The organism is Nissabacter archeti (assembly GCF_018257325.1).
Lineage (GTDB): Bacteria > Pseudomonadota > Gammaproteobacteria > Enterobacterales > Enterobacteriaceae > Chimaeribacter > Chimaeribacter arupi.
In genome coordinates this window covers 47,130-66,316 of record NZ_JAERKB010000008.1, presented here as the reverse complement: position 1 = coordinate 66,316, position 19,187 = coordinate 47,130, and the positions used below count along the sequence as shown (strand labels likewise).

At 61.2% G+C, this 19,187-nt stretch carries 21 protein-coding genes; 9 read left to right on the top strand and 12 right to left on the bottom strand.

Features of this window, described 5'->3' with window-relative positions:
• Positions 1-270: 270 nt before the first annotated feature.
• The 3 genes from JK232_RS12040 to JK232_RS12030 all read right to left on the bottom strand — a co-directional run bounded on the left by JK232_RS12040 (position 271) and on the right by JK232_RS12030 (position 3,147).
• Positions 271-1,380, bottom strand: coding sequence for a suppressor of fused domain protein (locus JK232_RS12040; protein ID WP_072926094.1), 1,110 nt, complete (start codon positions 1,378-1,380; stop codon positions 271-273).
• 227 nt (positions 1,381-1,607) lie between these two features.
• Positions 1,608-2,480 carry an oxygenase MpaB family protein gene (locus JK232_RS12035; protein WP_212589256.1) on the bottom strand — a complete coding sequence of 291 codons (873 nt, stop codon included), beginning with the start codon at positions 2,478-2,480 and terminating at the stop codon, positions 1,608-1,610.
• A gap of 7 nt (positions 2,481-2,487) precedes the next feature.
• Positions 2,488-3,147, bottom strand: a complete 660-nt coding sequence (locus tag JK232_RS12030; protein WP_072926097.1) for a TetR/AcrR family transcriptional regulator — start codon at positions 3,145-3,147, stop codon at positions 2,488-2,490.
• Between the two features lie 231 nt (positions 3,148-3,378).
• Between JK232_RS12030 and JK232_RS12025 the strand changes: the two genes are divergently transcribed.
• From JK232_RS12025 to JK232_RS12005, 5 genes are all read left to right on the top strand, one after another.
• Positions 3,379-3,633 (top strand): hypothetical protein, encoded by a 255-nt coding sequence (locus tag JK232_RS12025; RefSeq protein WP_101828749.1) that lies wholly within the window; start codon positions 3,379-3,381, stop codon positions 3,631-3,633.
• Positions 3,634-3,826: 193 nt separating this feature from the next.
• Positions 3,827-4,084 (top strand): multiple stress resistance protein BhsA, encoded by a 258-nt coding sequence (gene bhsA, locus JK232_RS12020; RefSeq protein ID WP_072926100.1) that lies wholly within the window; start codon positions 3,827-3,829, stop codon positions 4,082-4,084.
• Between the two features lie 58 nt (positions 4,085-4,142).
• On the top strand, positions 4,143-4,400 hold the full coding sequence (gene bhsA / locus JK232_RS12015; protein WP_072926102.1) for a multiple stress resistance protein BhsA: 258 nt from the start codon (positions 4,143-4,145) through the stop codon (positions 4,398-4,400).
• 54 nt (positions 4,401-4,454) lie between these two features.
• On the top strand, positions 4,455-4,709 hold the full coding sequence (bhsA, locus tag JK232_RS12010; protein WP_072926104.1) for a multiple stress resistance protein BhsA: 255 nt from the start codon (positions 4,455-4,457) through the stop codon (positions 4,707-4,709).
• Positions 4,710-4,836: 127 nt separating this feature from the next.
• The gene (locus JK232_RS12005) at positions 4,837-5,751 is read left to right on the top strand and encodes a nucleoside hydrolase (RefSeq protein WP_101854957.1); all 915 of its coding nucleotides are present in this window, start codon (positions 4,837-4,839) and stop codon (positions 5,749-5,751) included.
• A 7-nt stretch (positions 5,752-5,758) separates the two neighbouring features.
• Here JK232_RS12005 and JK232_RS12000 read toward each other — a convergent pair whose 3' ends face one another.
• Both JK232_RS12000 and JK232_RS11995 read right to left on the bottom strand, forming a co-directional pair.
• Positions 5,759-7,729, bottom strand: a complete 1,971-nt coding sequence (locus JK232_RS12000) for a glycoside hydrolase family 127 protein (protein WP_212589255.1) — start codon at positions 7,727-7,729, stop codon at positions 5,759-5,761.
• 10 nt (positions 7,730-7,739) lie between these two features.
• Entirely contained in the window at positions 7,740-9,152 is a 1,413-nt protein-coding gene (locus JK232_RS11995) for an MFS transporter (protein WP_212589254.1), read from the bottom strand.
• Positions 9,153-9,422: 270 nt separating this feature from the next.
• On the opposite strand from JK232_RS11995, the gene JK232_RS11990 reads away from it, so the two are divergent.
• Positions 9,423-10,238 carry a helix-turn-helix transcriptional regulator gene (locus JK232_RS11990; RefSeq protein WP_101857780.1) on the top strand — a complete coding sequence of 272 codons (816 nt, stop codon included), beginning with the start codon at positions 9,423-9,425 and terminating at the stop codon, positions 10,236-10,238.
• Here the strand turns inward: JK232_RS11990 and ddlA are convergent.
• Both ddlA and JK232_RS11980 read right to left on the bottom strand, forming a co-directional pair.
• Positions 10,235-11,332: a D-alanine--D-alanine ligase gene (ddlA, locus tag JK232_RS11985; RefSeq protein ID WP_072926112.1), complete on the bottom strand. Its 1,098-nt coding sequence runs from the start codon at positions 11,330-11,332 to the stop codon at positions 10,235-10,237. The genes JK232_RS11990 and ddlA overlap by 4 nt on opposite strands.
• A gap of 127 nt (positions 11,333-11,459) precedes the next feature.
• Positions 11,460-11,801: a DHCW motif cupin fold protein gene (locus tag JK232_RS11980; RefSeq protein WP_072926869.1), complete on the bottom strand. Its 342-nt coding sequence runs from the start codon at positions 11,799-11,801 to the stop codon at positions 11,460-11,462.
• Positions 11,802-12,098: 297 nt separating this feature from the next.
• On the opposite strand from JK232_RS11980, the gene JK232_RS11975 reads away from it, so the two are divergent.
• Both JK232_RS11975 and dld read left to right on the top strand, forming a co-directional pair.
• Entirely contained in the window at positions 12,099-13,472 is a 1,374-nt protein-coding gene (locus JK232_RS11975; protein WP_101828744.1) for an NAD-dependent succinate-semialdehyde dehydrogenase, read from the top strand.
• Between the two features lie 143 nt (positions 13,473-13,615).
• Positions 13,616-15,322 (top strand): D-lactate dehydrogenase, encoded by a 1,707-nt coding sequence (gene dld / locus JK232_RS11970; RefSeq protein WP_101854956.1) that lies wholly within the window; start codon positions 13,616-13,618, stop codon positions 15,320-15,322.
• 3 nt (positions 15,323-15,325) lie between these two features.
• Here the strand turns inward: dld and JK232_RS11965 are convergent, their stop codons facing one another.
• The 3 genes from JK232_RS11965 to JK232_RS11955 all read right to left on the bottom strand — a co-directional run bounded on the left by JK232_RS11965 (position 15,326) and on the right by JK232_RS11955 (position 16,910).
• On the bottom strand, positions 15,326-15,607 hold the full coding sequence (locus JK232_RS11965) for a hypothetical protein (RefSeq protein ID WP_072926117.1): 282 nt from the start codon (positions 15,605-15,607) through the stop codon (positions 15,326-15,328).
• 202 nt (positions 15,608-15,809) lie between these two features.
• Entirely contained in the window at positions 15,810-16,400 is a 591-nt protein-coding gene (locus JK232_RS11960) for a Yip1 family protein (RefSeq protein ID WP_072926119.1), read from the bottom strand.
• Between the two features lie 204 nt (positions 16,401-16,604).
• A complete protein-coding gene (locus tag JK232_RS11955) occupies positions 16,605-16,910 on the bottom strand; it encodes a PTS sugar transporter subunit IIB (RefSeq protein WP_072926121.1) in 306 nt (101 codons plus the stop codon).
• Positions 16,911-17,200: 290 nt separating this feature from the next.
• Here JK232_RS11955 and JK232_RS23120 point away from each other — a divergent pair, with 290 nt between their 5' ends.
• Positions 17,201-17,284 carry a small membrane protein YohP gene (locus JK232_RS23120; RefSeq protein WP_455423860.1) on the top strand — a complete coding sequence of 28 codons (84 nt, stop codon included), beginning with the start codon at positions 17,201-17,203 and terminating at the stop codon, positions 17,282-17,284.
• 58 nt (positions 17,285-17,342) lie between these two features.
• On the opposite strand, the gene pbpG is transcribed toward JK232_RS23120, so the two are convergent.
• Together pbpG and JK232_RS11945 are read right to left on the bottom strand one after the other, a co-directional pair.
• Positions 17,343-18,281, bottom strand: coding sequence for a D-alanyl-D-alanine endopeptidase (gene pbpG, locus JK232_RS11950; RefSeq protein WP_072926122.1), 939 nt, complete (start codon positions 18,279-18,281; stop codon positions 17,343-17,345).
• A gap of 184 nt (positions 18,282-18,465) precedes the next feature.
• Positions 18,466-19,065, bottom strand: coding sequence for an NADPH-dependent F420 reductase (locus JK232_RS11945; protein WP_212589253.1), 600 nt, complete (start codon positions 19,063-19,065; stop codon positions 18,466-18,468).
• Positions 19,066-19,187 lie beyond the last annotated feature (122 nt).

The window sequence follows — 19,187 nt, the reverse complement described above, 5'->3', positions numbered from 1 at the left end:
CCTCCGGAACATACCGGAAAGGCGTGTATTCCCCCGCAACAGGAGGCGGTCAGGTTAATACTGCTGATATTAACGTTTCTGATGTACACCTGCTTTTACCCATTGGATAGGATTGAAAAAGCATAACCGGCAGAATTTTGAGAAGGCGGCGCTATATCCTTTTACAGCTCATTGTTTCGCTCAGAAATTAATTCATTCGTATAGAAATAGCCGGGGAGGCAGCGGGTAAAGATTTTACCCACGAGGGGCGCGGCGGCCCCCCGGGCGGGGTTACAGCACCGGGCTGCGCGGCACAAAGACGTGGCCGACGCCCGCTTCAATCAGTTTTTTCACCAGCTCAAAGCCGCCGTTTGGCTGGCTGTGGGCGAATTCACGTTCCGGGGTAAAGATCGGGCTGGCCCAGTAGAGGTTAACTTTGTCGCCATAAACGGCCGGCATGGAGACTTTGCTGGCCGGGGAGCAGAGCGCATCAGACAGCACAAAGCCCTCGTAGCCCTGCGGGGCCATCGGTGACTCCACGGTGTGCCCTTCGCCCAGCCAGTTGATGGTGGTCCACGGCAGTTGTGCAAACCCCGACAGCGCGCTCGCCATCTGCACCGCACTCTGTTCGGTCACGTACTGTGCTTCCACCGCAAACGCCATCTCCATGCGGCGGTAATCACCGGCGTCATCATTGAACAGGATCTCCACGCACGGCATCGGCCGGATGCTGACGCCCAGCGTCAGGAAGTAATAGACGCCGTTATGCTCATGCTGCGAGATCGCCATCGGCGGCCAGCTGCCCTGATCGATGGCGTAATACTTCACCGACGGTCCGAAGCGCGCCTCGTAACGCTCCATAAACTGCTGCTGGAGTTTTTGCCACGGGTGGTGCTCATGCTGGTGCTGCCAGGTGCGCCAGAAGTGGCGTGTCTCTTCCGCCCGCGCATATTGCTGGTTGGTGGACGCGGAGCCGAGCGGGAAGGTGCTGCCGTTGTCTTTCAGGCAACTGGCGGCGTAGCTGACCTGATGGTCGATATAGAGGCTCCAGCCCGGCACCACCGCCAGCAACTGGCCGTGATACCAGAGCGCCGCGCCGTCATCGCTTTCATTCCAGATAACCTGGATGCCGTCCGGGTGCAGCGGCGGTTCGCCGTCCAGGCTGCGGCAGTACGCGGCGGGCATCATCGGTGCCAGCCCCTGCTCCATCGCGGCCTGATCCTCCGCGACCGGGGCTGGTTGCAGGTTACGCACCCAGCAGGCGCGCATACCGGGGAAACGTTCGCGCAGGTCGCCCTGGGCATAGAGGTAGAAATAGACCACCCGGTCATCCTGTTCGACCACGGCAATAAGTGTCTGTTTATGGTTGCTGACTTCGGCGATCAATTCTGACTGGCGCATGACACCTCAATAAAATCGTATGTTCCTCGCATTAAACGAAGTGTAGAACGCCTTCCCCGCGCTGCGCACGGGCAAAACTCCCAAAAATTGTCCTTACGGCCAGAAAAGTCGTGCCGGTCACGCGTTGGCGCGGCAGTGCCTCCGGTTAAGGCGCGAAAGCCTGAATGGGCAGCCACACATAAACGGCTGAAACACCTGCCCTGGCCTGGGGGGCTGGAGGCCTTCCGTTACCCCCGCCCCATCCTCCGCATCGCCCGGTGCCACGAGCCATTCCTCACCGCCCAGCGCAACAACCGCGCCAGGCGGCGGGTGCCGAACCGTACGGCATAGCGCCGCGCCGGGGTCATCGGGAGCTGGAGCTGCCCGGCGGCCCACGGCGGCAGCAGGTCAATCCCTGCCTGCATCATGAGGGCGCCGAACGGCGCGGCGATCCGGCTGGGGGCCGGGGCGTTGAGCAACACCTGCACGACCTCCGCGGTGCGCGCGTCATAGCGTAACTGCGGGCGCATCTGGTGCAGATAGGCCTCTACCGCCGCCACGCTCTCCGGCACCGGCCCGGCACCCAGCGCATAGGCGATGCGCGCCGCTTCCCGGTAATAGGTGTCCTGATCGGCAGGCGAAAGGTGGGGGTTGCGGTAACGCAGGTGGGATTGCAGAAAACTGTAGGTTTCGGCCACATGCACCCAGACCAGCAGCGCCGGGTCATTGGCGGCATAGGGGGTGCCGAGCGCATCCCGGCCGCTGACCCGGTCATGGATCATGCGCACCCGCTGGAGCAGGCGCTCAGCGTCGGCGGTCGCGCCGAAGGTGGTACCGGAGATAAACTGGCTGGTGCGGCGCAGGCGGCCGAGCATGTCGGCGCGGAAATTGGAGTGGTCCCACACCCCGGCCAGCGCCAGCGGGTGCAGCATCTGTAACAGCAGCGCGCACACGCCGCCGCACAGCATGGAAGTAAAATCACCGTGGATGCGCCAGGCCACGGCGTCCGGGCCAAACAGCCCTGGGTCACCACGCGGCTGTTCCAAGTCAATACCGCCCAGCGACAGGCCGGAAATGCTCAGCACCTGCCGCTCAATACGAAGGCGTAACGCGTCGCGCATCACGGCCTCAGGCAGAGGCGGTGGGCTGCGCCTCAAAGGCGATCAACTGCGGCCAGATGGCCATCACCACATCCACCAGCTGGTTCAGCTCGGCACGGCTGGCACCGTCACGCGCCTGTACGGACATCCCCTGCACCGTACAGTTCAGGTATTTCGCCAGGATCCGGCTGGACACCTGCGGCGAAAGCTCACCGCTCTCTTTGCGGCTGTCGAGGAACTCGCTCAGCGTCTCTTCCTGCAAATGGTGGCGCGACCGCAGCATCGAGGCGATCTCCTCCGATGCCGCCGACAGCGTGGCCGATGTACAGACCATAAAACAGCCGGACGGGTTGTCGCAGTCTGTAAACAGTGCCGCCGCCGCCCGCAGGTACTCTTCAATCGCCTGGCGCAACGGCACGTCAGACTGCATCAGCGCCCGGTTGCTGGTTTCCACAAACAGGGTGAGGTAGTGCTCAACCGCCGCCCGGAACAGCCCCTCTTTATTCCCGAACTCGGCATACAGCGTCGGGGCTTTGGCGCCGGTGGCTTCCACCAGATCGGCCAGTGAGGTCGCTTCGTAACCGTATTTCCAGAAGAGTTTCAGGGCTTTGTTTAAGGCGTCATCACGGTCAAACTGCTTCGGGCGTCCGCGGCATTTTTTGGCCAGTGCCATATTTTCAGTGCTCATACACCCTCTCTTATCACTGCTGTGATTAGGTCAGAAAATATTTATTAATGATCATTATAAAAAACAGTGGCAGGTGTGTCGAGGAGTGTTTATAATTTTGTTATCGATCGTTAAACAAATGACGACTCCCGCCCTGCCGGGCAGCAAGACCGCCACCCCGCCGGCGATACCGGCGCCCCTGACGGCACCAGACCGGTCATCACGGGATTCGCCCTACTGGGACATCTCACCATGAAAACCACCACGCTGCTTATTGCGGCCCTGCTTTCGGCCGCCAGCCCGCTACCGGTGCTGGCGAACCAACAGGTTATCACGATGCAGGTTGATAGCCAGAAAATTGGCTTTTCCACCCACACCCGCCAGGACCTCTCCGGCCTGAAACCGGCCGTGGCGCAACGCACAACCCTGCGCGACCCGGTGGCGCGGCAGATTATTGCCAGCTCCGGCAATAACCACCTGTTTGATGACAGCACGCTCTACAATTAATTCCCTTCGCTGACAGGGCGGCACGCGCCGCCCTCCGCAGTTCGCCCGCCTGCCGCACGCATTGCCAAAGATTAATTAACGAACGTTAAAAAAATAGTTGCAGGGTCGGAAAGATCGGTCTAACATTTAATTATCGATCGTTAATTAAATAACGGTCACCTGACAACACCGTCTTCGTTAAGGAAACCAGATCATGAAAAACCTGAAAATTGCCCTTGCCGCCCTTGCCCTGACCACCGCCTCCTTTGGTGCGTTTGCCGCCCAGGAAGTAACCCAGGCCCCGGCTGATGCCCAGCAGATCGGCACCGTCAGCGCCCGTTCAACTGACCTCTCCGGCCTGGAACGTCAGATCGCGCAGAAAGCGCAGGAACAGGGTGCGAGTGCTTACCGCATTACTTCCGCGTCCGGCAGCACCAACCTGGTGTACGGTACCGCTGAACTTTATAAATAAGCCCGGCCGTTACCTGAGCTAACGCCCGTTGTGCCCCTTACTGACAGGAATGAATACCATGAAAAACTTGAAAATTGCCCTTGCCGCCCTCGCCCTGACCACCGCCTCCTTTGGTGCGTTTGCCGCCCAGGAAGTGACCCAGGCCCCGGCTGATGCCCAGCAGATCGGCACCGTCAGCGCCCGTTCAACTGACCTCTCCGGCCTGGAACGCCAGATCGCGCAGAAAGCGCAGGAACAGGGTGCGAGTGCTTACCGCATTACCTCCGCGTCCGGCAGCACCAACCTGGTGTACGGTACCGCTGAACTTTACAACTGATGTCAGACTGAAAAATAACGTATAAAAACATCAACTTCGGATAGGAATAAGATCATGAAAAACCTGAAAATTGCCATCGCTGCCCTTGCGTTAACCACCGCCTCGTTCGGTGCCTTCGCTGCCCAGCAGGTTGACCACGCCCCGGCCGGCGAACAGGCCATTGGCGTTGTCAGCGCCCGTTCGCTGAACCTGAGCGACCTGGAAAGCCGTCTGGCGCAGAAAGCCGACGAACAGGGTGCGACCTCATACCGCATCATTTCAGCGTCCGGCAATAACCATCTTTATGGGAATGCTGAGCTGTATAAATAAGCCCAGGCAGTACGGTCGAAGAGGCGGCGTTGGCCGCCTTTTTCTTGCCTGCCGTTCCGCGCATTGCCCTCTGCCCCGCCTCCCTTTACTGTAGAGCTCCCGATACCCCTGACAATCAGGTCTCTTTATGGCTGCACACCGCATTATTCTTGACTGCGACCCCGGCGTGGATGACGCCGTCGCCATCCTGCTGGCCCTCGCCTCCCCGCAGGAGATCACGCTCGCCGGTATCACCACCGTGGCCGGCAATGTCTCGGCAACCTTGACGGAGTACAACGCGCGGCGCATCTGTACCCTCGCCAACCGCCACGACATCCCGGTGTTTTCCGGCTGCCCGCGCCCGATGCGCGACCTGCACGGTTACCACACGCAGGTGCACGGCCATGACGGGCTGGGCGGCGTGCCGCTGCCGGAGCCGGGTTTCGCGCTGCAACGCCCGCACGCGGTGGATTTTATTATCGAGACAATTAACGCCGAACCCGCTGAAATCACCCTGTGCGCCATCGGCCCGCTGACCAACATCGCGCTGGCGCTGATTAAAGACCCCGGCATTGCCCCGAAGATCAAACAACTGGTGCTGATGGGCGGCGCGGCGTTCTGCCCCGGCAATGTCTCCCCGGCCGCGGAATTTAACCTTTACGTTGACCCATGGGCTGCCCATGTGGTGTTGAGTGCCGGTATTCCACAGGTGATGTTTGGGCTGGATGTGACGTCGCAGGCGCAGATGAGCGCTGCCTGGCTCGACGCGCTGCACCAGCGCAACGCTACCGGCGCGACGCTGGCCGCGATGATGCGCAGTTACGGGGCGGCTGACCCCTGCTTGCACGACCCGTGCGTAATCGCCTGGCTGATTGACCCGACGCTGTTCAGCGGCGTCGACGGCCATGTCAGCGTCGTCACCGAAGGCGCGGCCGCCGGGCAGACGCTGGCCGCCGTGAAACCGCGCCATCTGGCCGGGCGCACGCCCAATACCCGCATCATGACGCAGGTGGATAACCCACGCCTGCTGGCGCTGCTGGCGGCGCGGCTGGCGGGCTACTGAGCACGTCTCAGCCCTCCCGCACCCAGACGCGCATCTCCCCTTCGCCGCGGTTGGCCCAGGCGAAATAGGGAATGAAGGTCAGGGTTTGCGCCGTACGGGCCGCGGGGGCCGGGTCAAACTGGTAGAGCGCGGCGTCCGGCGCGGCAGGCACCACCCGCTGGCCGGGTGCACAAATCAGCATTTTACCGGCCAGCACGCCCCCGCCCTCCCGCAGGCTGAACGTCGCCTCCGGCGGCAACAACAAATTATGCAGTTCGCGGCCGTTATCCGCCTCTTCCAGGCAGTAGACCAGCGGCCCGCGCTGCAATGCCACCTGACCGGCGGCATGGCGCAGCGGTGAGGCGGCTTTCACCCGCCGTACCGCCATCGGCAGCGTCAACGCGATCTCATCCCCCGGTTGCCAGCAGCGCGTCAGCCAGAGATAGCCCTGCCGCGCCGGCGTGACATCCTGCGCCTCGCCGTTCACCGTGACCTGCGGCGCGGCGCACCAGCCGGGCAGCCGCAAGGCCAGCGTCCCGCTGACCGGCGCTTCCATCGCCAGTGACAGGCGCATTTCGCCCTGGTGCAGGTAGTCCCCCTGCTGGCGCAGCGTCACCCCCTGCCCGCCTAACTCCACCCGCGCCTCACTGCCGATATAGAGGTTCACCAGCAGCGCCTCAGGGGTCTGGGTGTAGATGTACTGGCCCAGCGACGCCAGCAGCCGCGCAATGTTTGGCGGGCAGCAGGCGCAGCCGAACCAGCGCTGGCGCACCGGTTTGACATGGTCATAGATATGGTTGTGGCGGCAGCTCTGCGGCTGCACCTCCAGCGGGTTGACGTAGAAAAAGTGTTTGCCGTCCAGCGCCATGCCCGCCAGCACGGTGTTGTAGAGCGCCCGCTCCATCACGTCGGCGTAGCGCCGATCCGCCTCCAGGTGCAGCATCCGGCGGGCAAACATCATCAGGCCAATCGAGGCGCAGGTTTCGTTGTAGGCAGTGTCCGGCGGCAGATCGTAATCGGAACTGAACGCCTCGCCGCTGCTCTGCGCGCCGATCGCCCCGGTAATGTAGAGCTGCTTTTGCGCCATGTTGTCCCACAGGCGGCGGCAGATCGCCCGCTGGCCTGCGTCGTTGCTGAGCTGCGCCAGGTGGGCGACGCCGGTCATCAGGTAGACGAAGCGTACCGCGTGGCCCACCGCCACCTGCTGCTCTGCCAGCGGCTGGTGCGCCTGGCTGTAGGCTTTGTCTTTCACCATCCACGCCGGGCCGTGCGTCTGCCAGTAGGAGGTAAAGCCGCGCCGGGCATACTCCTCATCATAGAAGTGCGGCCGGGTGCCGCGCTGGGCCACAAAGTACCCGGCCAGCGCCAGATAGCGCGGCGCCTGGGTGACCTCGTACAGCCGGGCCAGCGCCAGCTCAATCTCCGGGTGGCCGGGGTAGCCGGGCAGTTGGCCCGCCGCCGTGCCGAAAACGCTGTCGATGTGATCGGCCAGTTTGCAGGCCACATCGAGCAACCGGCGTTTGCCGGTGCCGTGGTAATAGGCCACCGCCGCCTCAATCAGGTGCCCGGCGCAGTAGAGTTCGTGGCACTCCGCCAGATTGGTCCAGCGCCCGGCCGGGTCTTTCACCGTGAAATAGGTGTTGAGGTAGCCGTCCGGTTGCTGCACTGCCGCCACTAACTCAATGACCTCATCGGCGGTCTGTTCCAGCGCGGCATCCGGCTGTTTGTTGAGCAAATAGCCTACCGCCTCAAGCCACTTGGCGACGTCGCTGTCCTGGAACACCATGCCGTAAAATTCGCCGTCACGCTGCCCGGCGGCGATGCGGAAATTTTCAATGGCATGGCTCGGTTCCGCCTCCTCCACCTGATCGTTCAGCGCCGCCCACTGGTAAGGGATCACGACGTCGCGGATCAGCTGCTGGTAGGCCAGCCAGAAGTCGTCATGAATATCGACATTCGCCAGCGGTAATTCATAAGTGGGTTCAGTGATTTTCTGCATCGTCTCTCCCTCAGGTCTTCGTTATCGCGGCCGGTGACGGGTGGCGCGAGAAATCCTGCGCCATGGTGGCCAGCAATGCGTTGTCAATCTTGTAGCGGCAGCTCACTGCGGCCAGCAGCAGGTGGGTGATGCCGGGGGCCAGCGTCTGCAACGCGGTGATCCCGGCCAGCGAGGCAGGTGTCTGGTTGGCCGCGCCGGATTTATAGGCCACCAGCACAAACACCAGGCTGACAATCCCGGCCCCGGCGGCCCACGCCAGCTTGATAAAGAACAGGTTGAAGGCGAAATTCATGCCGGATGAGCGGATGCCGTTCTTCCAGTAGCCGTAGTCATCAGCGTAGGCCATCAGCGAGAAGTGCAGCGGCAGGGTAAAACCGAGCACCGTGCAGTTGATCAGGATCAGCGCCAGCCACAATTCCTGGTTGACGGAAGGCACAAACCACAGGCCCAGGGAGTAAACGCCGAGCAGCAGGTTGCTCCAGGTGTAGGCCGCGGACGCCGAAACGCGTTTCGTCACCGGGTTCACCAGCAGGGCGCCGAGGATCAGCGAGAAGGTCACCACCGCGAAAAACAGCGAGGTGTAGGCGGCGCTGCCGTGCAGCACATAGGTGATGAAATACATATAGCCGCCGCCGCGGGTGTTGAACACCGTCATCAGCAGGAAGGACATCGCCAGCATCAGCAGCAACTGGTCATTGCGGCGCAGGCCGCGCAGGTGTTCGCGCAGGGTAAATTGCCCCATCACATTCAGCGGGATGCGCTCACGCACCGTGAAGAAGCACCAGAGGAACATCACCACCGCGCAGACGCACAGCAGCGCCACGCCGCGCTGGTAGCCTTGCGCCGCCTCGCCCTGCCCGGTGGCGGTGACCAGCCACGGCAGCCCCACCGACACCATAAAGCCCGCCACGCCGCACAGCACAAAGCGCCAGCTCTGGCAGGCCATCACCTCGCGGTGGTCGGTGGTCATGGTGTTGATCAGCGCGCAATAGGGGACGTTAATGGCGGTGTAACAGAGCGACAGCAGCAGGTAAGTGCCGAACGCCCAGGCGATTTTGCCGGATTCGCCCAGCTCCGGCACGGTGAAGGTCAACATGCCGGCGATGCCGATCGGCAGCGCAACCCACAGCTGCCACGGGCGGAAGCGCCCCCAGCGGCTGCGGGTGCGGTCAACAAAAATGCCCATCAGCGGGTCGCTGACGGCATCCACCACCCGCAGCAGCACAAACACCGTGCCGACCACGGCCGGTGTCAGGCCAAAAATATCGGTATAGAAAAAAGTCAGGAAATTGCCGATCAGCGCGGTAATTATCGTGCCGCCGGCATCTCCCAGCCCGTAACCTATTTTCTCCCGCACGCTGAGTTTCGCTCCGGCAGCCACGGGCTGGCCGGTCAATTCCACATCATGAAGTGTTGTTGACATCAGGGTACCCTCGTTAGCAGAGGTTTTTTGTAGGGACAGCGGTTCTTTTTTATTATCGGTTTATCACGGCGTTTGGCGTTATTTACCGCGACCGGAATAATCTCGCACAGCCGAAATAAGCCAACAAGGTGCGGCAGCCGTATAAAAACGGGAGGATTCCGACCTGTAAGGGAAAAGTGTGAAGAGGGTCAAACTGCGCGATCTTTCTCCGGCAGGCGCGCTCACCGGCTGCCAGACTGAGCAGTAATCTTCTTGAATAGGCTGATAAAAATGCTGAACCTGATGTTTACCCTGCCGGTGCGGGTGCAGAATGCCGGGCGCTTTATCTCGCGCGGTATCGGGACACATCCCACCCGCAGGCTTGATTCCTTTGAATTAATCTATGTTGAGCGCGGGCAATTGGCATTGCGGGAAGAGACGCAGGCGTTTTATATTCCGGCAGGGAGCAGCCTTTTATTATGGCCGGGGCGTCAGCACAGCGGAATAGGCCCCTTCCCGCCCGACCTGATATTTTACTGGCTGCACTTTGAGGTATTTCCAGCAGAAACGCCACCGGTAAACAGCCAATTATTCCGGGTGCCGCAACAGGTGATTATTCAGCAACGTGATGAGGTGGCAGCCCTGTTCCGGTTATTTCTCAGCGAACAGGCGCGGGAAAATACCGCGGCCCTGCCGCTGATTTTATTATTGCTGTTACAGCAGGTCGCCGCCGCAGCCGCCAGCCCGCCGGAGGCCACCGCAGGCAGCGCCGCGCTGGCCTGGCAGGCGCGGCAGATCATCAAAACCCAGTTCCACCGGCCGCTGGCGGCCTCTGCCCTGGCGCAGCAGTTGCACTGCAACCCGGACTACCTCGGCCGGGTGTTCCGCGCCACCTTTCACCAGACGTTGACGGAGGCGATCCACCAGCAGCGCATCCGTTGTGCGGAGGCGTTATTACGGGAGGAGCAGCACCAGATCGCCACCGTGGCCCGCCGCGCCGGGTTTGATGACCCCGGCTATTTCCGGCGGGTATTCCGCAAACTGAAAGGGATGTCGCCGCTGGCCTACCGGCGGCTCTACTGCAAAGAGCACATCAACTCCGATTAGCGTACCGAGCTTTGCAGCCGGTTGTCTGCCTGGTGGCGTTCCAGCGCCAGCTCAATCAGTTGGGTGATGAGGTCACGGTAGGCCAGACCGCTGGCTTCCCAGAGTTTCGGGTACATGCTGATGTTGGTGAAGCCGGGCAGCGTGTTGATCTCGTTGATAATCACCTCACCGTCGTTGGTCAGGAACACATCCACCCGCGCCATGCCGCTGCACTCCAGCACCTGAAACGCCCGCACGGCGATGGCGCGGATACGATCGTTGACGTCCGGCGGCAGATCGGCCGGGATCGCCACCGTCGCCCCCTGCGCATTGATGTATTTGGTGTCATAGGCGTAGAACTCATCCTGCAAAATCACTTCGCCGCACACGCTGGCCTGCGGGTGGTCGTTGCCCAGCACCGCGCACTCAATCTCCCGGCCGGCGATGGCGGACTCCACCAGCACTTTATGGTCATAGCGGAAGGCCAGCGCCAGCGCCGTGTCATACTCCTGCGCACTGCGTACCTTGCTGACGCCCACCGAGGAGCCCTGGTTGGCGGGTTTGATAAACAGCGGCAGCCCCAGTTTCTCACTGACGCGGGCAAAATCGTGCTGCGCGGCATTGCGCCGCGTCAGCGTGACAAAGGGTGCCACCGCCAGCCCGGCGTCACGCAGCAGCCGTTTGGTGACGTCTTTGTCCATGCTCAGCGCCGAACCCAGCACCCCGGCCCCGACAAATGGGATGTTCGCCATCCGCAACAGCCCTTGCAGCGAACCATCTTCGCCCAGCGTGCCGTGCACAATCGGGAAGATCACATCGAGCTGCGCCAGCGCACTGGCATCCCGGCTCTCGATCAGCTGATGCTGCTGTTGGCCGGGGATCAACGCCACATTGCGCTGCGACGGGTTAAGGGCGATGCGCGCCGGGTCGTCGGCGTGTTGCAGGTAATGGGCGGCGTCGCTGACGTGCCACTGCCCCTGTTTGTCGATGCCGAGCAGCGTGACCTCAAACCGCTCTTTGTCCATCGCGTCCACGATGTTTTTTGCCGATTGCAGCGACACTTCATGCTCTGCTGATTTGCCGCCAAAAATAACGCCTACCCGAATTTTCGCCACGCCGGTTCCTTAATGAGGTCAGGGAAGAATTGACGCGAAATAATGGCGCGGCCGGGGGGCGGCTGTAAAGACGCGGCGTGCGTAAAACTGCCGCCAGCCGATAATAACCGTCAGTCGACAATCACGATCAATCGACAATAAACAGGGTCGCGCCTTCGGCGGTAAAGGACTGGTGCGCCTCATGGTCGTCCGCCACCTGATAACTGACGCCGGGCGTCAGCACAAAGGTGCGGCCGTCGTCGAGGCGGCTCTCGAGTTTCCCGGCCAGGCAGAGCAGGATATGGCCTTTTTTACACCAGTGGTCGGCCAGGTAACCGGGGGAGTACTCCACCATCCGCACGCGGACGGGGTTCGCCTCGTCGCCGAAATGCCGGGTGCGCCACCAGGCCATGCCCTGTTCGCCGGGGTGTTCGGTGGCCTCAAGAGTTGACCAGTCAGTGATGCCGAAAGGAATGGCAGAGAGTTTCATACGGGTGCCTTGTGCCAGTGTCAGGCGTTCCAGCATACGGAACCGGCAGTGGCCTTGAACAGCGGCGAAAAGTGAAAAGTTAAGTAAATCAGGCAAAAAGAAAAAAACGCGGCAGGTCAGGCGGTCACGGCCCTGCTGCGCCGGATAACCTGCTGCTCTGTTGCAAAACATGTCTGTACGGCAGAAACGCGATTTTTTCAACTATGCTTAAGGACGTTTGCCGCTGTCACCGGCGGCCCCTTTTCACGGCGTGTTATTGGTTTAACACGACAATTCGCCGTCACCAAGGAGCACGATATGCCTTATCAAACCGTTAATCCTTTCAATAATAAACTCATCAAAGAGTACCCGACCCACGACGACAGCCAGGTGCAGCAGGCGCTGGCCACTGCCCATGAACTCTATAAATCGGACTGGGCGCAGGGCGACATCCAGCCGCGCCTGCAGGTGCTGCATAAGCTGTCAGAGCTTATCTCTGCGCGGGTGGACGAGCTGGCGAAGATCGCCAGTGAAGAGATGGGCAAGCTGATTGAGCAGAGCCGGGGCGAAGTGAAGCTCTGTGCCGCCATTGCCAAATACTATGCTGAGCACGCCGAAGAATTCCTGAAACCGACGCGCTACCCGACCGACCTGGGCGAAGCCTGGGTTGAAAATGCCCCGATTGGCGTGCTGGTGGCCGTGGAGCCGTGGAACTTCCCTTACTACCAGCTGATGCGCGTGCTGGCGCCCAACCTGGCTGCCGGGAACAGCATCCTGATGAAACATGCCAGCATCGTGCCGCACTGTGCGGAAGTGTTCGAACAATTAGTTCACGAAGCGGGCGCGCCGGAAGGGGCGTACACCAACCTGTTTATCTCCACCGACCAGGTCGGCAACCTGATTGATGATGACCGGGTGCAGGGCGTGGCGCTGACCGGCTCGGAAAAAGCGGGCAGCATCGTGGCGGCGCGCGCCGCCGGTAAGCTGAAGAAATCCACGCTGGAGCTGGGCGGCAACGACATCTTTGCGGTGCTGGATGACTGCGACCTCGACAAAGCGATCAAAGCCGCCACCTATGCGCGCCTGAATAACTGCGGGCAGGTCTGTACCGGGGCCAAACGTTTTATTGTGCATGAGAAAGTGGCTGACCGCTTCCTGCAAGGCTTCACCGAGCAGATGAAAGCGGCAAAACTGGGCGACCCGCTTGACCCGGAAACCACCCTCGGCCCACTCTCTTCCGCGCAGGCGCTGAAAGACCTGGAAAAACAGGTGGATGACGCGGTGAAAGCCGGCGCAACGCTGCACCTGGGCGGCAAGAAACTGGAAAACAACCCCGGCAACTTCTACCTGCCGACCATCCTGACCAACGTCAAACGGGATAACCCGGCCTACTTCCAGGAGTTCTTCGGCCCGGTGGCGCAGGTGTACGTGGTAAAAGATGACGACGAGCTGGTGAAACTGGCCAACGACTCCAACTACGGCCTCGGCGGCGCACTGTTCACGCAGGACATCGCGCGCGGCAAAAAGCTGGCGTCACGCATTGAAACCGGCATGGTCTATATCAATTCCCTGACCGATACCGCGCCGGAGCTGCCGTTCGGCGGCGTCAAGCGTTCCGGTTATGGCCGTGAGCTGTCTGACCTCGGCATCAAAGAGTTTGTGAACCAGAAGCTGGTGGTGGTCGCGAAATAACGCGCCAGCCCCCTGCCCTGCCGGCCGCCGCCCTGGCGGCCGGTATTTACCGCATGATTCCCGCCGCCGTTTTATTGACCACACCCCAGGTTAGGATTAGGTTTATTCATCAAGTGAATAATTCATAAGCACAGGGAGAGAGTATGACCCAGCCCGCCAGCGTCAACCGCGTGTTCCTGACACGACTCCAGGAGATTGTCGGCAGCCACAACCTGCTGACCGATGCGCGCAGCACCGAACGTTACCGCCACGGCTACCGCTCCGGCGGCGGCCATGCCCTGGCGGTGGTATTGCCGCAGACGCTGTTGCAGCAGTGGCGCGTGCTTCAGGCCTGCGTGGCCGCCAACAAGATTGTGATTATGCAGGCAGCCAACACCGGCCTGACGGAAGGCTCAACGCCCAGCGGCCACGATTATGACCGCGAGGTGGTGATCATCAGCACCCGCAAGCTCGACAAGCTGCAACTGATCAACAACGCCGAGCAGGTGATTGCGTTCCCCGGCAGTACCCTGCACCAGCTGGAAAAAATCCTGAAACCGCATGGCCGCGAGCCGCATTCGGTGATCGGCTCCTCCTGCATCGGGGCGTCGGTGATGGGCGGCATCTGCAACAATTCCGGCGGGTCGCTGATTAAACGCGGCCCGGCCTACACCGAACTGGCGCTCTATGCGCAGGTGGATGCCGACGGCCAGTTGCAGCTGGTGAACCATCTCGGCATCGATCTCGGCGAGACGCCGGAAGAGATTCTGACGCGGCTGGAAAAAGGCAGTTACAGCCCGTATGAGATTGAACAGACGCCGCGCGCCGCCTCTGACCACGAGTACGTTGACCGGGTGCGGGACGTGGACGCCGACACCCCGTCACGCTTCAACGCCGACCCGCGCCGCCTGCATGAGGCCAGCGGTTGCGCCGGTAAGCTGGCGGTGTTCGCGGTACGTCTCGACACCTTCCCGCAGGAGCCGCAGCAGCAGGTGTTCTACATCGGCACCAATGACACCGGCGTGCTGACGGCGATCCGCCGCCATATCCTGCGCCACTTTACGGCGCTGCCGGTGGCCGGGGAGTATCTGCACCGCGACTGTTTCAACATCGCCGAGATCTACGGCAAAGACACCTTCCTGATGATTGACCGGCTCGGCACCGACCGCATCCCTGACCTGTTCCTGACCAAAGGCAAGCTGGATGCGCGGCTGAACAAGGTGCCGCTGCTGCCGCGCAATATGAGTGACCGGGTAATGCAGTGCATGAGCCGTTTGCTGCCGGGCCACCTGCCGGCCCGCCTCACCGATTACCGCGACCGTTATGCGCACCACCTGCTGCTGAAGATGTCCGGTGACGGCGTGGCCGAAGCGCAGGCGTTTTTGACCCACTTCTTCCAGCAGGCGGAAGGCGATTTTTTTGCCTGCACGGAAGAGGAAGGGCGCAAGGCGTTCCTGCACCGTTTCGCCGCCGCCGGGGCGGCGGTGCGTTACCATGCGGTGCACCAGGAGGAGGTCGAGGATATTCTGGCGCTGGATATTGCCCTGCGCCGCAACGAGACGGACTGGTTTGAAACCCTGCCGCCGGAGATTGAGCAACAACTGGTGGCGAAACTCTATTACGGCCACTTTATGTGCCATGTGTTCCACCAGGATTACATCGTGAAAAAAGGCGTGGATACGCACGCCCTTAAAGCGCAGATGCTGGCCGGGCTGAATGCCAAAGGGGCGGAATACCCGGCGGAACACAATGTCGGCCACCTCTACCCGGCCAAACCGGCGCTGAAGGCGTTTTACCGGGAGATTGACCCAACCAACAGCTTTAACCCCGGCATCGGCAAGACGCCGAAGCAGAAATACTGGCGGGCGTGAAGGTCAGAGGAAAAACGCCCCGGCCACCCCGGCCGTCAGCACCAGGCCGGCGCACTGCACGCCCACCAGCAGTTTGAACCCGCGCCGCGCCGGGGCCATCGTCAGCATCGCCAGGTGCAGCAGCAGCGTGGTGAAATTGGTGACGGCCAGGATGCCCAACGCCACATAGCCGTTAAAATGCTCAAAGGCCCCGTGTGGGGCAAACCAGACGGCATCCGCTGCCAGTAACACACCAATCAGGGTGACCATCCACGACACCACGGTAAATAACACTTTCAGCTGCATACTCTGACGGGCTTCGGCCCGTTCCTCTTTTTCTCTCGGGAAAGTCACTGTAACAAATGCGGCGGCGGGGTGCGCGCTAAAGCGTGCGTTCAATGTGGAACAGACAGGAAAAAAAAGAAAAAAACCCCGCTGCGCCTGAAGTTACCTCAGGGCGCAGCGGGGTTTTTGTGGCCGGATGCCGCTGCCAACTAAGCCGGAAATGTCAGAAGAAATGCGCGCCGTACCCCCACATCATTACCGCCAGCGCCAGCAGCAATTCCAGCACCAGCACACCGATGCCGAGCGTGGAGCCGAACACCAGCATCCCCTCCTGCCGGTTAATGCCGAGGAAGGCGGGCATCCCGACCGCCAGCAGATAGCCGCTGTAGGCCAGTGCCAGCGCGCCGACAAACAAGCAGAGCCAGACCATCGGGTAGAGCGCCACCACCCCGCTTAAAAACATCGGCGTGGCCACGTAGCCGGCAAACACAATGCAGTCATTGCGCGACGGGCGGCCGGGGTAGCGGCTGGCCAGCAGGTGGATCACCCGCCCCATCACCGCCACCGCACCCAGCATCAGCAGGTAGAACGCCACCGCGATGCCCAGCGCCGTTGCGGGCTGTACCCGCAGGTATTCGTCGCCGCCGAAGCTCCAGCCAATCTGCGTCGTACCAATAAACGAACAGACCACCGGGATGGCGGCCATCAACATGACATGGTGCATATAGAGATGGGGAACCGACTCATGCTCACGCTTAATCTGTTGCATTTCCGGTTCGGGATGGGCGAACAGCCCCCAGACGTGATTGATCATAGCTACCTCCAGTGTCCGCCTGTGGCCGCAACAGACGAACCGGCTGAGGCGCGCCCAGGCTGACCTGAGTGTGCACGACCCTCTTCAGCTCAAGTATAGTGCCGGTCAGATTTTATACAGGCTCTCTTATGCAGAAAGGCGGGCAGCGCAGCAGAAAGGCAGGGGAAAGGAGGAAAGACCGCGCAGCGGGCTGCGCGGCAGGCTTTATGCAATCAACGAAAGCGCTTTGTCCAGCACCTTGTCACCGCGCATGGTGCCGTAATCCATCATATCAATCACATCCACCGGTTTGCCCAGCGGCGCGGCCGCTTCCTGCAACCGTTTCAGCTGGAACTTCACCTGCGGCCCGAGCAGGATGACATCCGCGTCTTTGACCACCAGCTCGAAATCCGACACCGGCACCGCCTCAATATCCACCTCAATCTGACGCTTCTCCGCTTCCTGACGCATCCGCTGGACCAGCATACTGGTCGACATTCCGGCGGCACAACACAGCACGATCTTTTTCATCAGTCACTCCTTGGTGTGTCCATTCAGATTCGTTACCCAACCATAACCCAGGCGGGAGTGAATACAAGACACCGGCCGCCCACAGGCGGACTAAAACTTCGGGTTGCGATAAACGTCATGCTTTTCAGTCGGGTATGCAGGCGTTTTCCGGCAGAAAAGGGGAAAGTGTCTATACTTACTGATACCGCACCGGTTTACCGGGCGGGACGGGATGCGAGGGAGAGCGCGCGGCCGTTTTGGGAAAACAACGTCACGGCGTTGTAAGGTGCATATGAAGTCAGGAGAAACCTATGAAAATTATTTTATGGATTATTGCGATTATCTTTATTGTTGGCCTGCTGACCCTGACCGGCGTCTTTAAGATGTTGTTCTGACCGGCCCCGCGTTGCCCTGTCCGGCTGCCTGGCCGGACAGGGTACCCCTTCCGGGCGGTTACTCGATCGCCTGTGCCACCGTTGGGTGGTCAAGCCGTTGATCTTTTTCCCTTCTGTAATTTTTCGCCACCTGCGGCACCGGCGCGGCGCGCCCGGTTTCCATCCAGCTGCGCAGCCGGTTGGCATCCGCAAAGTGGGTATACTTCCCGAACGCATCCAGCACCACTAACGTCACCGGCCGGTGGTTAATGGTGGTGCGCATCGCCAGGCAATGCCCGGCCTGATTGGTAAAGCCGGTTTTGGTCAGCTGGATGTTCCAGCTGCCGTTGCTCAGCAGGTGGTTGGTGTTGCGGAACGGCAGGCTGTAACGCGGGTGGGTAAAGCTGACCTGCGCCTGTTCCTGCGTGCTGAGCTGGCTTATCAGCGGGTAGAGCCGGGTCGCCTGCAACAGTTTGGTCAGGTCACGGGCGGTGGAGACGTTTTTCACCGACAGCCCGGTCGGCTCCACATAGTGGGTGTGGGTCATGCCCAGCGCGCGCGCCTTGGCGTTCATCGCGCGGATAAACGCGTCATAGCCGCCCGGATAGTGGTGCGCCAGCGTCGCGGCGGCCCGGTTTTCCGACGACATCAGCGCCATCTGCAACATCAGCCGGCGGCTGGTTTCACTGCCGATTTTCACCCGTGAGAACACGCCGCGCATCTCCGGCGTATTGTGGATGTCCACCGCGATCACCTCATCCAGCGGCAGGTGGGCGTCCAGCGTGACCATCGCGGTCATCAGTTTGGTGATGGACGCAATCGGGACGACCTCATCCGGGTTGCGGGAGTAGATCACCTGATGGGACTGCATATCCACCACCATCGCACTGCCGGAGGCGATCTCCAGCGGCGTGAGTTTACCGGCGATTGCCGCATTGCTGCCGGCCGTGGAGGCCGGTGCTGCCACTGCGCCCACGCTGACCGCGAGCAGGCTTAAAACCAAAAAAGGGATTTTCACATGAAATACTCTGTCACTTGCCAGGATTATCGGACACTGCCCGCCAGATTGCGGGCGAATTATAAGTGACGTGAATACCGTTAGCACTTGGATAATGCAGGACTATTTGTGACAAAGTGCAAGTGGCAGCCTGCCGTGAAAGCGCGCCGAGGTGAAAAGGGGCCGGTTGCCTGGCCCCGCCCTGTCAGCCCTGTTTCACCAGATGGTGTACCGCCAGCGGGCCGCCGGGGAACTGGAACAGCGCCCCGCCTGCGGCCAGCGCCCCGAGGTCCAGCCCCGCGAACCCCAGTTGCGCCATCAGTGCCGCCACCTGCTGTTTCGCATCGGCATCATCCCCGGCGTAAAACAGCACCCGCTGCCCGCCGTGGCTCTCCGGCGGCTCACTCAGTAACGGGGCGCTGAGGTGGTTAAAGGCTTTGACCAGCCGCGCGCCCGGCAGGTGATCGCTCACCACCTCGCTGGATGTCCGCCCGCCCAGCGGCACGGCGCGGAATGACGGCACCTCCACCGCGTTGTTGGCATCAATCACGATGCGGTTCTGCCAGGCCGGCAGCCCGGCCAGCGCCTGCGGCAGCGTCGCCCAGTTCACCGCCAGAAATACCATGTCCGCCTGCGCCGCCTGTTCACGGGTAGCGGCCGTCAGCGTCGGGCCAATCTCTTCCACCAGCGCGGCCAGCGTCTGGGGGCCGCGGCTGTTGGCGATCATCGCCGGGATGTGGTGGCGCGCCAATGCGCGGGCGATTGCACTGCCGATAGCACCTGCACCAATAATGCCGATTGTCATGATCTGTTCCTTATGGGTTAACACGTTACGTGGGATGTCGGTATGGCTTAAGACTACGCTTCCGATTCCCTGATGATTAGCCCATAGTGATGGCTATTATTTTCAACGATTGCTTGAAGGTG

Coding starts and splice junctions, on each gene's coding strand:
- JK232_RS12040 (WP_072926094.1), bottom strand. CDS start 1,380: ATGCGCCAGTCAGAATTGATCGCCGAAGTCAGCAACCATAAACAGACA.
- JK232_RS12035 (WP_212589256.1), bottom strand. CDS start 2,480: ATGCGCGACGCGTTACGCCTTCGTATTGAGCGGCAGGTGCTGAGCATT.
- JK232_RS12030 (WP_072926097.1), bottom strand. CDS start 3,147: ATGAGCACTGAAAATATGGCACTGGCCAAAAAATGCCGCGGACGCCCG.
- JK232_RS12025 (WP_101828749.1), top strand. CDS start 3,379: ATGAAAACCACCACGCTGCTTATTGCGGCCCTGCTTTCGGCCGCCAGC.
- bhsA (WP_072926100.1), top strand. CDS start 3,827: ATGAAAAACCTGAAAATTGCCCTTGCCGCCCTTGCCCTGACCACCGCC.
- bhsA (WP_072926102.1), top strand. CDS start 4,143: ATGAAAAACTTGAAAATTGCCCTTGCCGCCCTCGCCCTGACCACCGCC.
- bhsA (WP_072926104.1), top strand. CDS start 4,455: ATGAAAAACCTGAAAATTGCCATCGCTGCCCTTGCGTTAACCACCGCC.
- JK232_RS12005 (WP_101854957.1), top strand. CDS start 4,837: ATGGCTGCACACCGCATTATTCTTGACTGCGACCCCGGCGTGGATGAC.
- JK232_RS12000 (WP_212589255.1), bottom strand. CDS start 7,729: ATGCAGAAAATCACTGAACCCACTTATGAATTACCGCTGGCGAATGTC.
- JK232_RS11995 (WP_212589254.1), bottom strand. CDS start 9,152: ATGTCAACAACACTTCATGATGTGGAATTGACCGGCCAGCCCGTGGCT.
- JK232_RS11990 (WP_101857780.1), top strand. CDS start 9,423: ATGCTGAACCTGATGTTTACCCTGCCGGTGCGGGTGCAGAATGCCGGG.
- JK232_RS11980 (WP_072926869.1), bottom strand. CDS start 11,801: ATGAAACTCTCTGCCATTCCTTTCGGCATCACTGACTGGTCAACTCTT.
- JK232_RS11975 (WP_101828744.1), top strand. CDS start 12,099: ATGCCTTATCAAACCGTTAATCCTTTCAATAATAAACTCATCAAAGAG.
- dld (WP_101854956.1), top strand. CDS start 13,616: ATGACCCAGCCCGCCAGCGTCAACCGCGTGTTCCTGACACGACTCCAG.
- JK232_RS11965 (WP_072926117.1), bottom strand. CDS start 15,607: ATGCAGCTGAAAGTGTTATTTACCGTGGTGTCGTGGATGGTCACCCTG.
- JK232_RS11960 (WP_072926119.1), bottom strand. CDS start 16,400: ATGATCAATCACGTCTGGGGGCTGTTCGCCCATCCCGAACCGGAAATG.
- JK232_RS11955 (WP_072926121.1), bottom strand. CDS start 16,910: ATGAAAAAGATCGTGCTGTGTTGTGCCGCCGGAATGTCGACCAGTATG.
- JK232_RS23120 (WP_455423860.1), top strand. CDS start 17,201: ATGAAAATTATTTTATGGATTATTGCGATTATCTTTATTGTTGGCCTG.
- JK232_RS11945 (WP_212589253.1), bottom strand. CDS start 19,065: ATGACAATCGGCATTATTGGTGCAGGTGCTATCGGCAGTGCAATCGCC.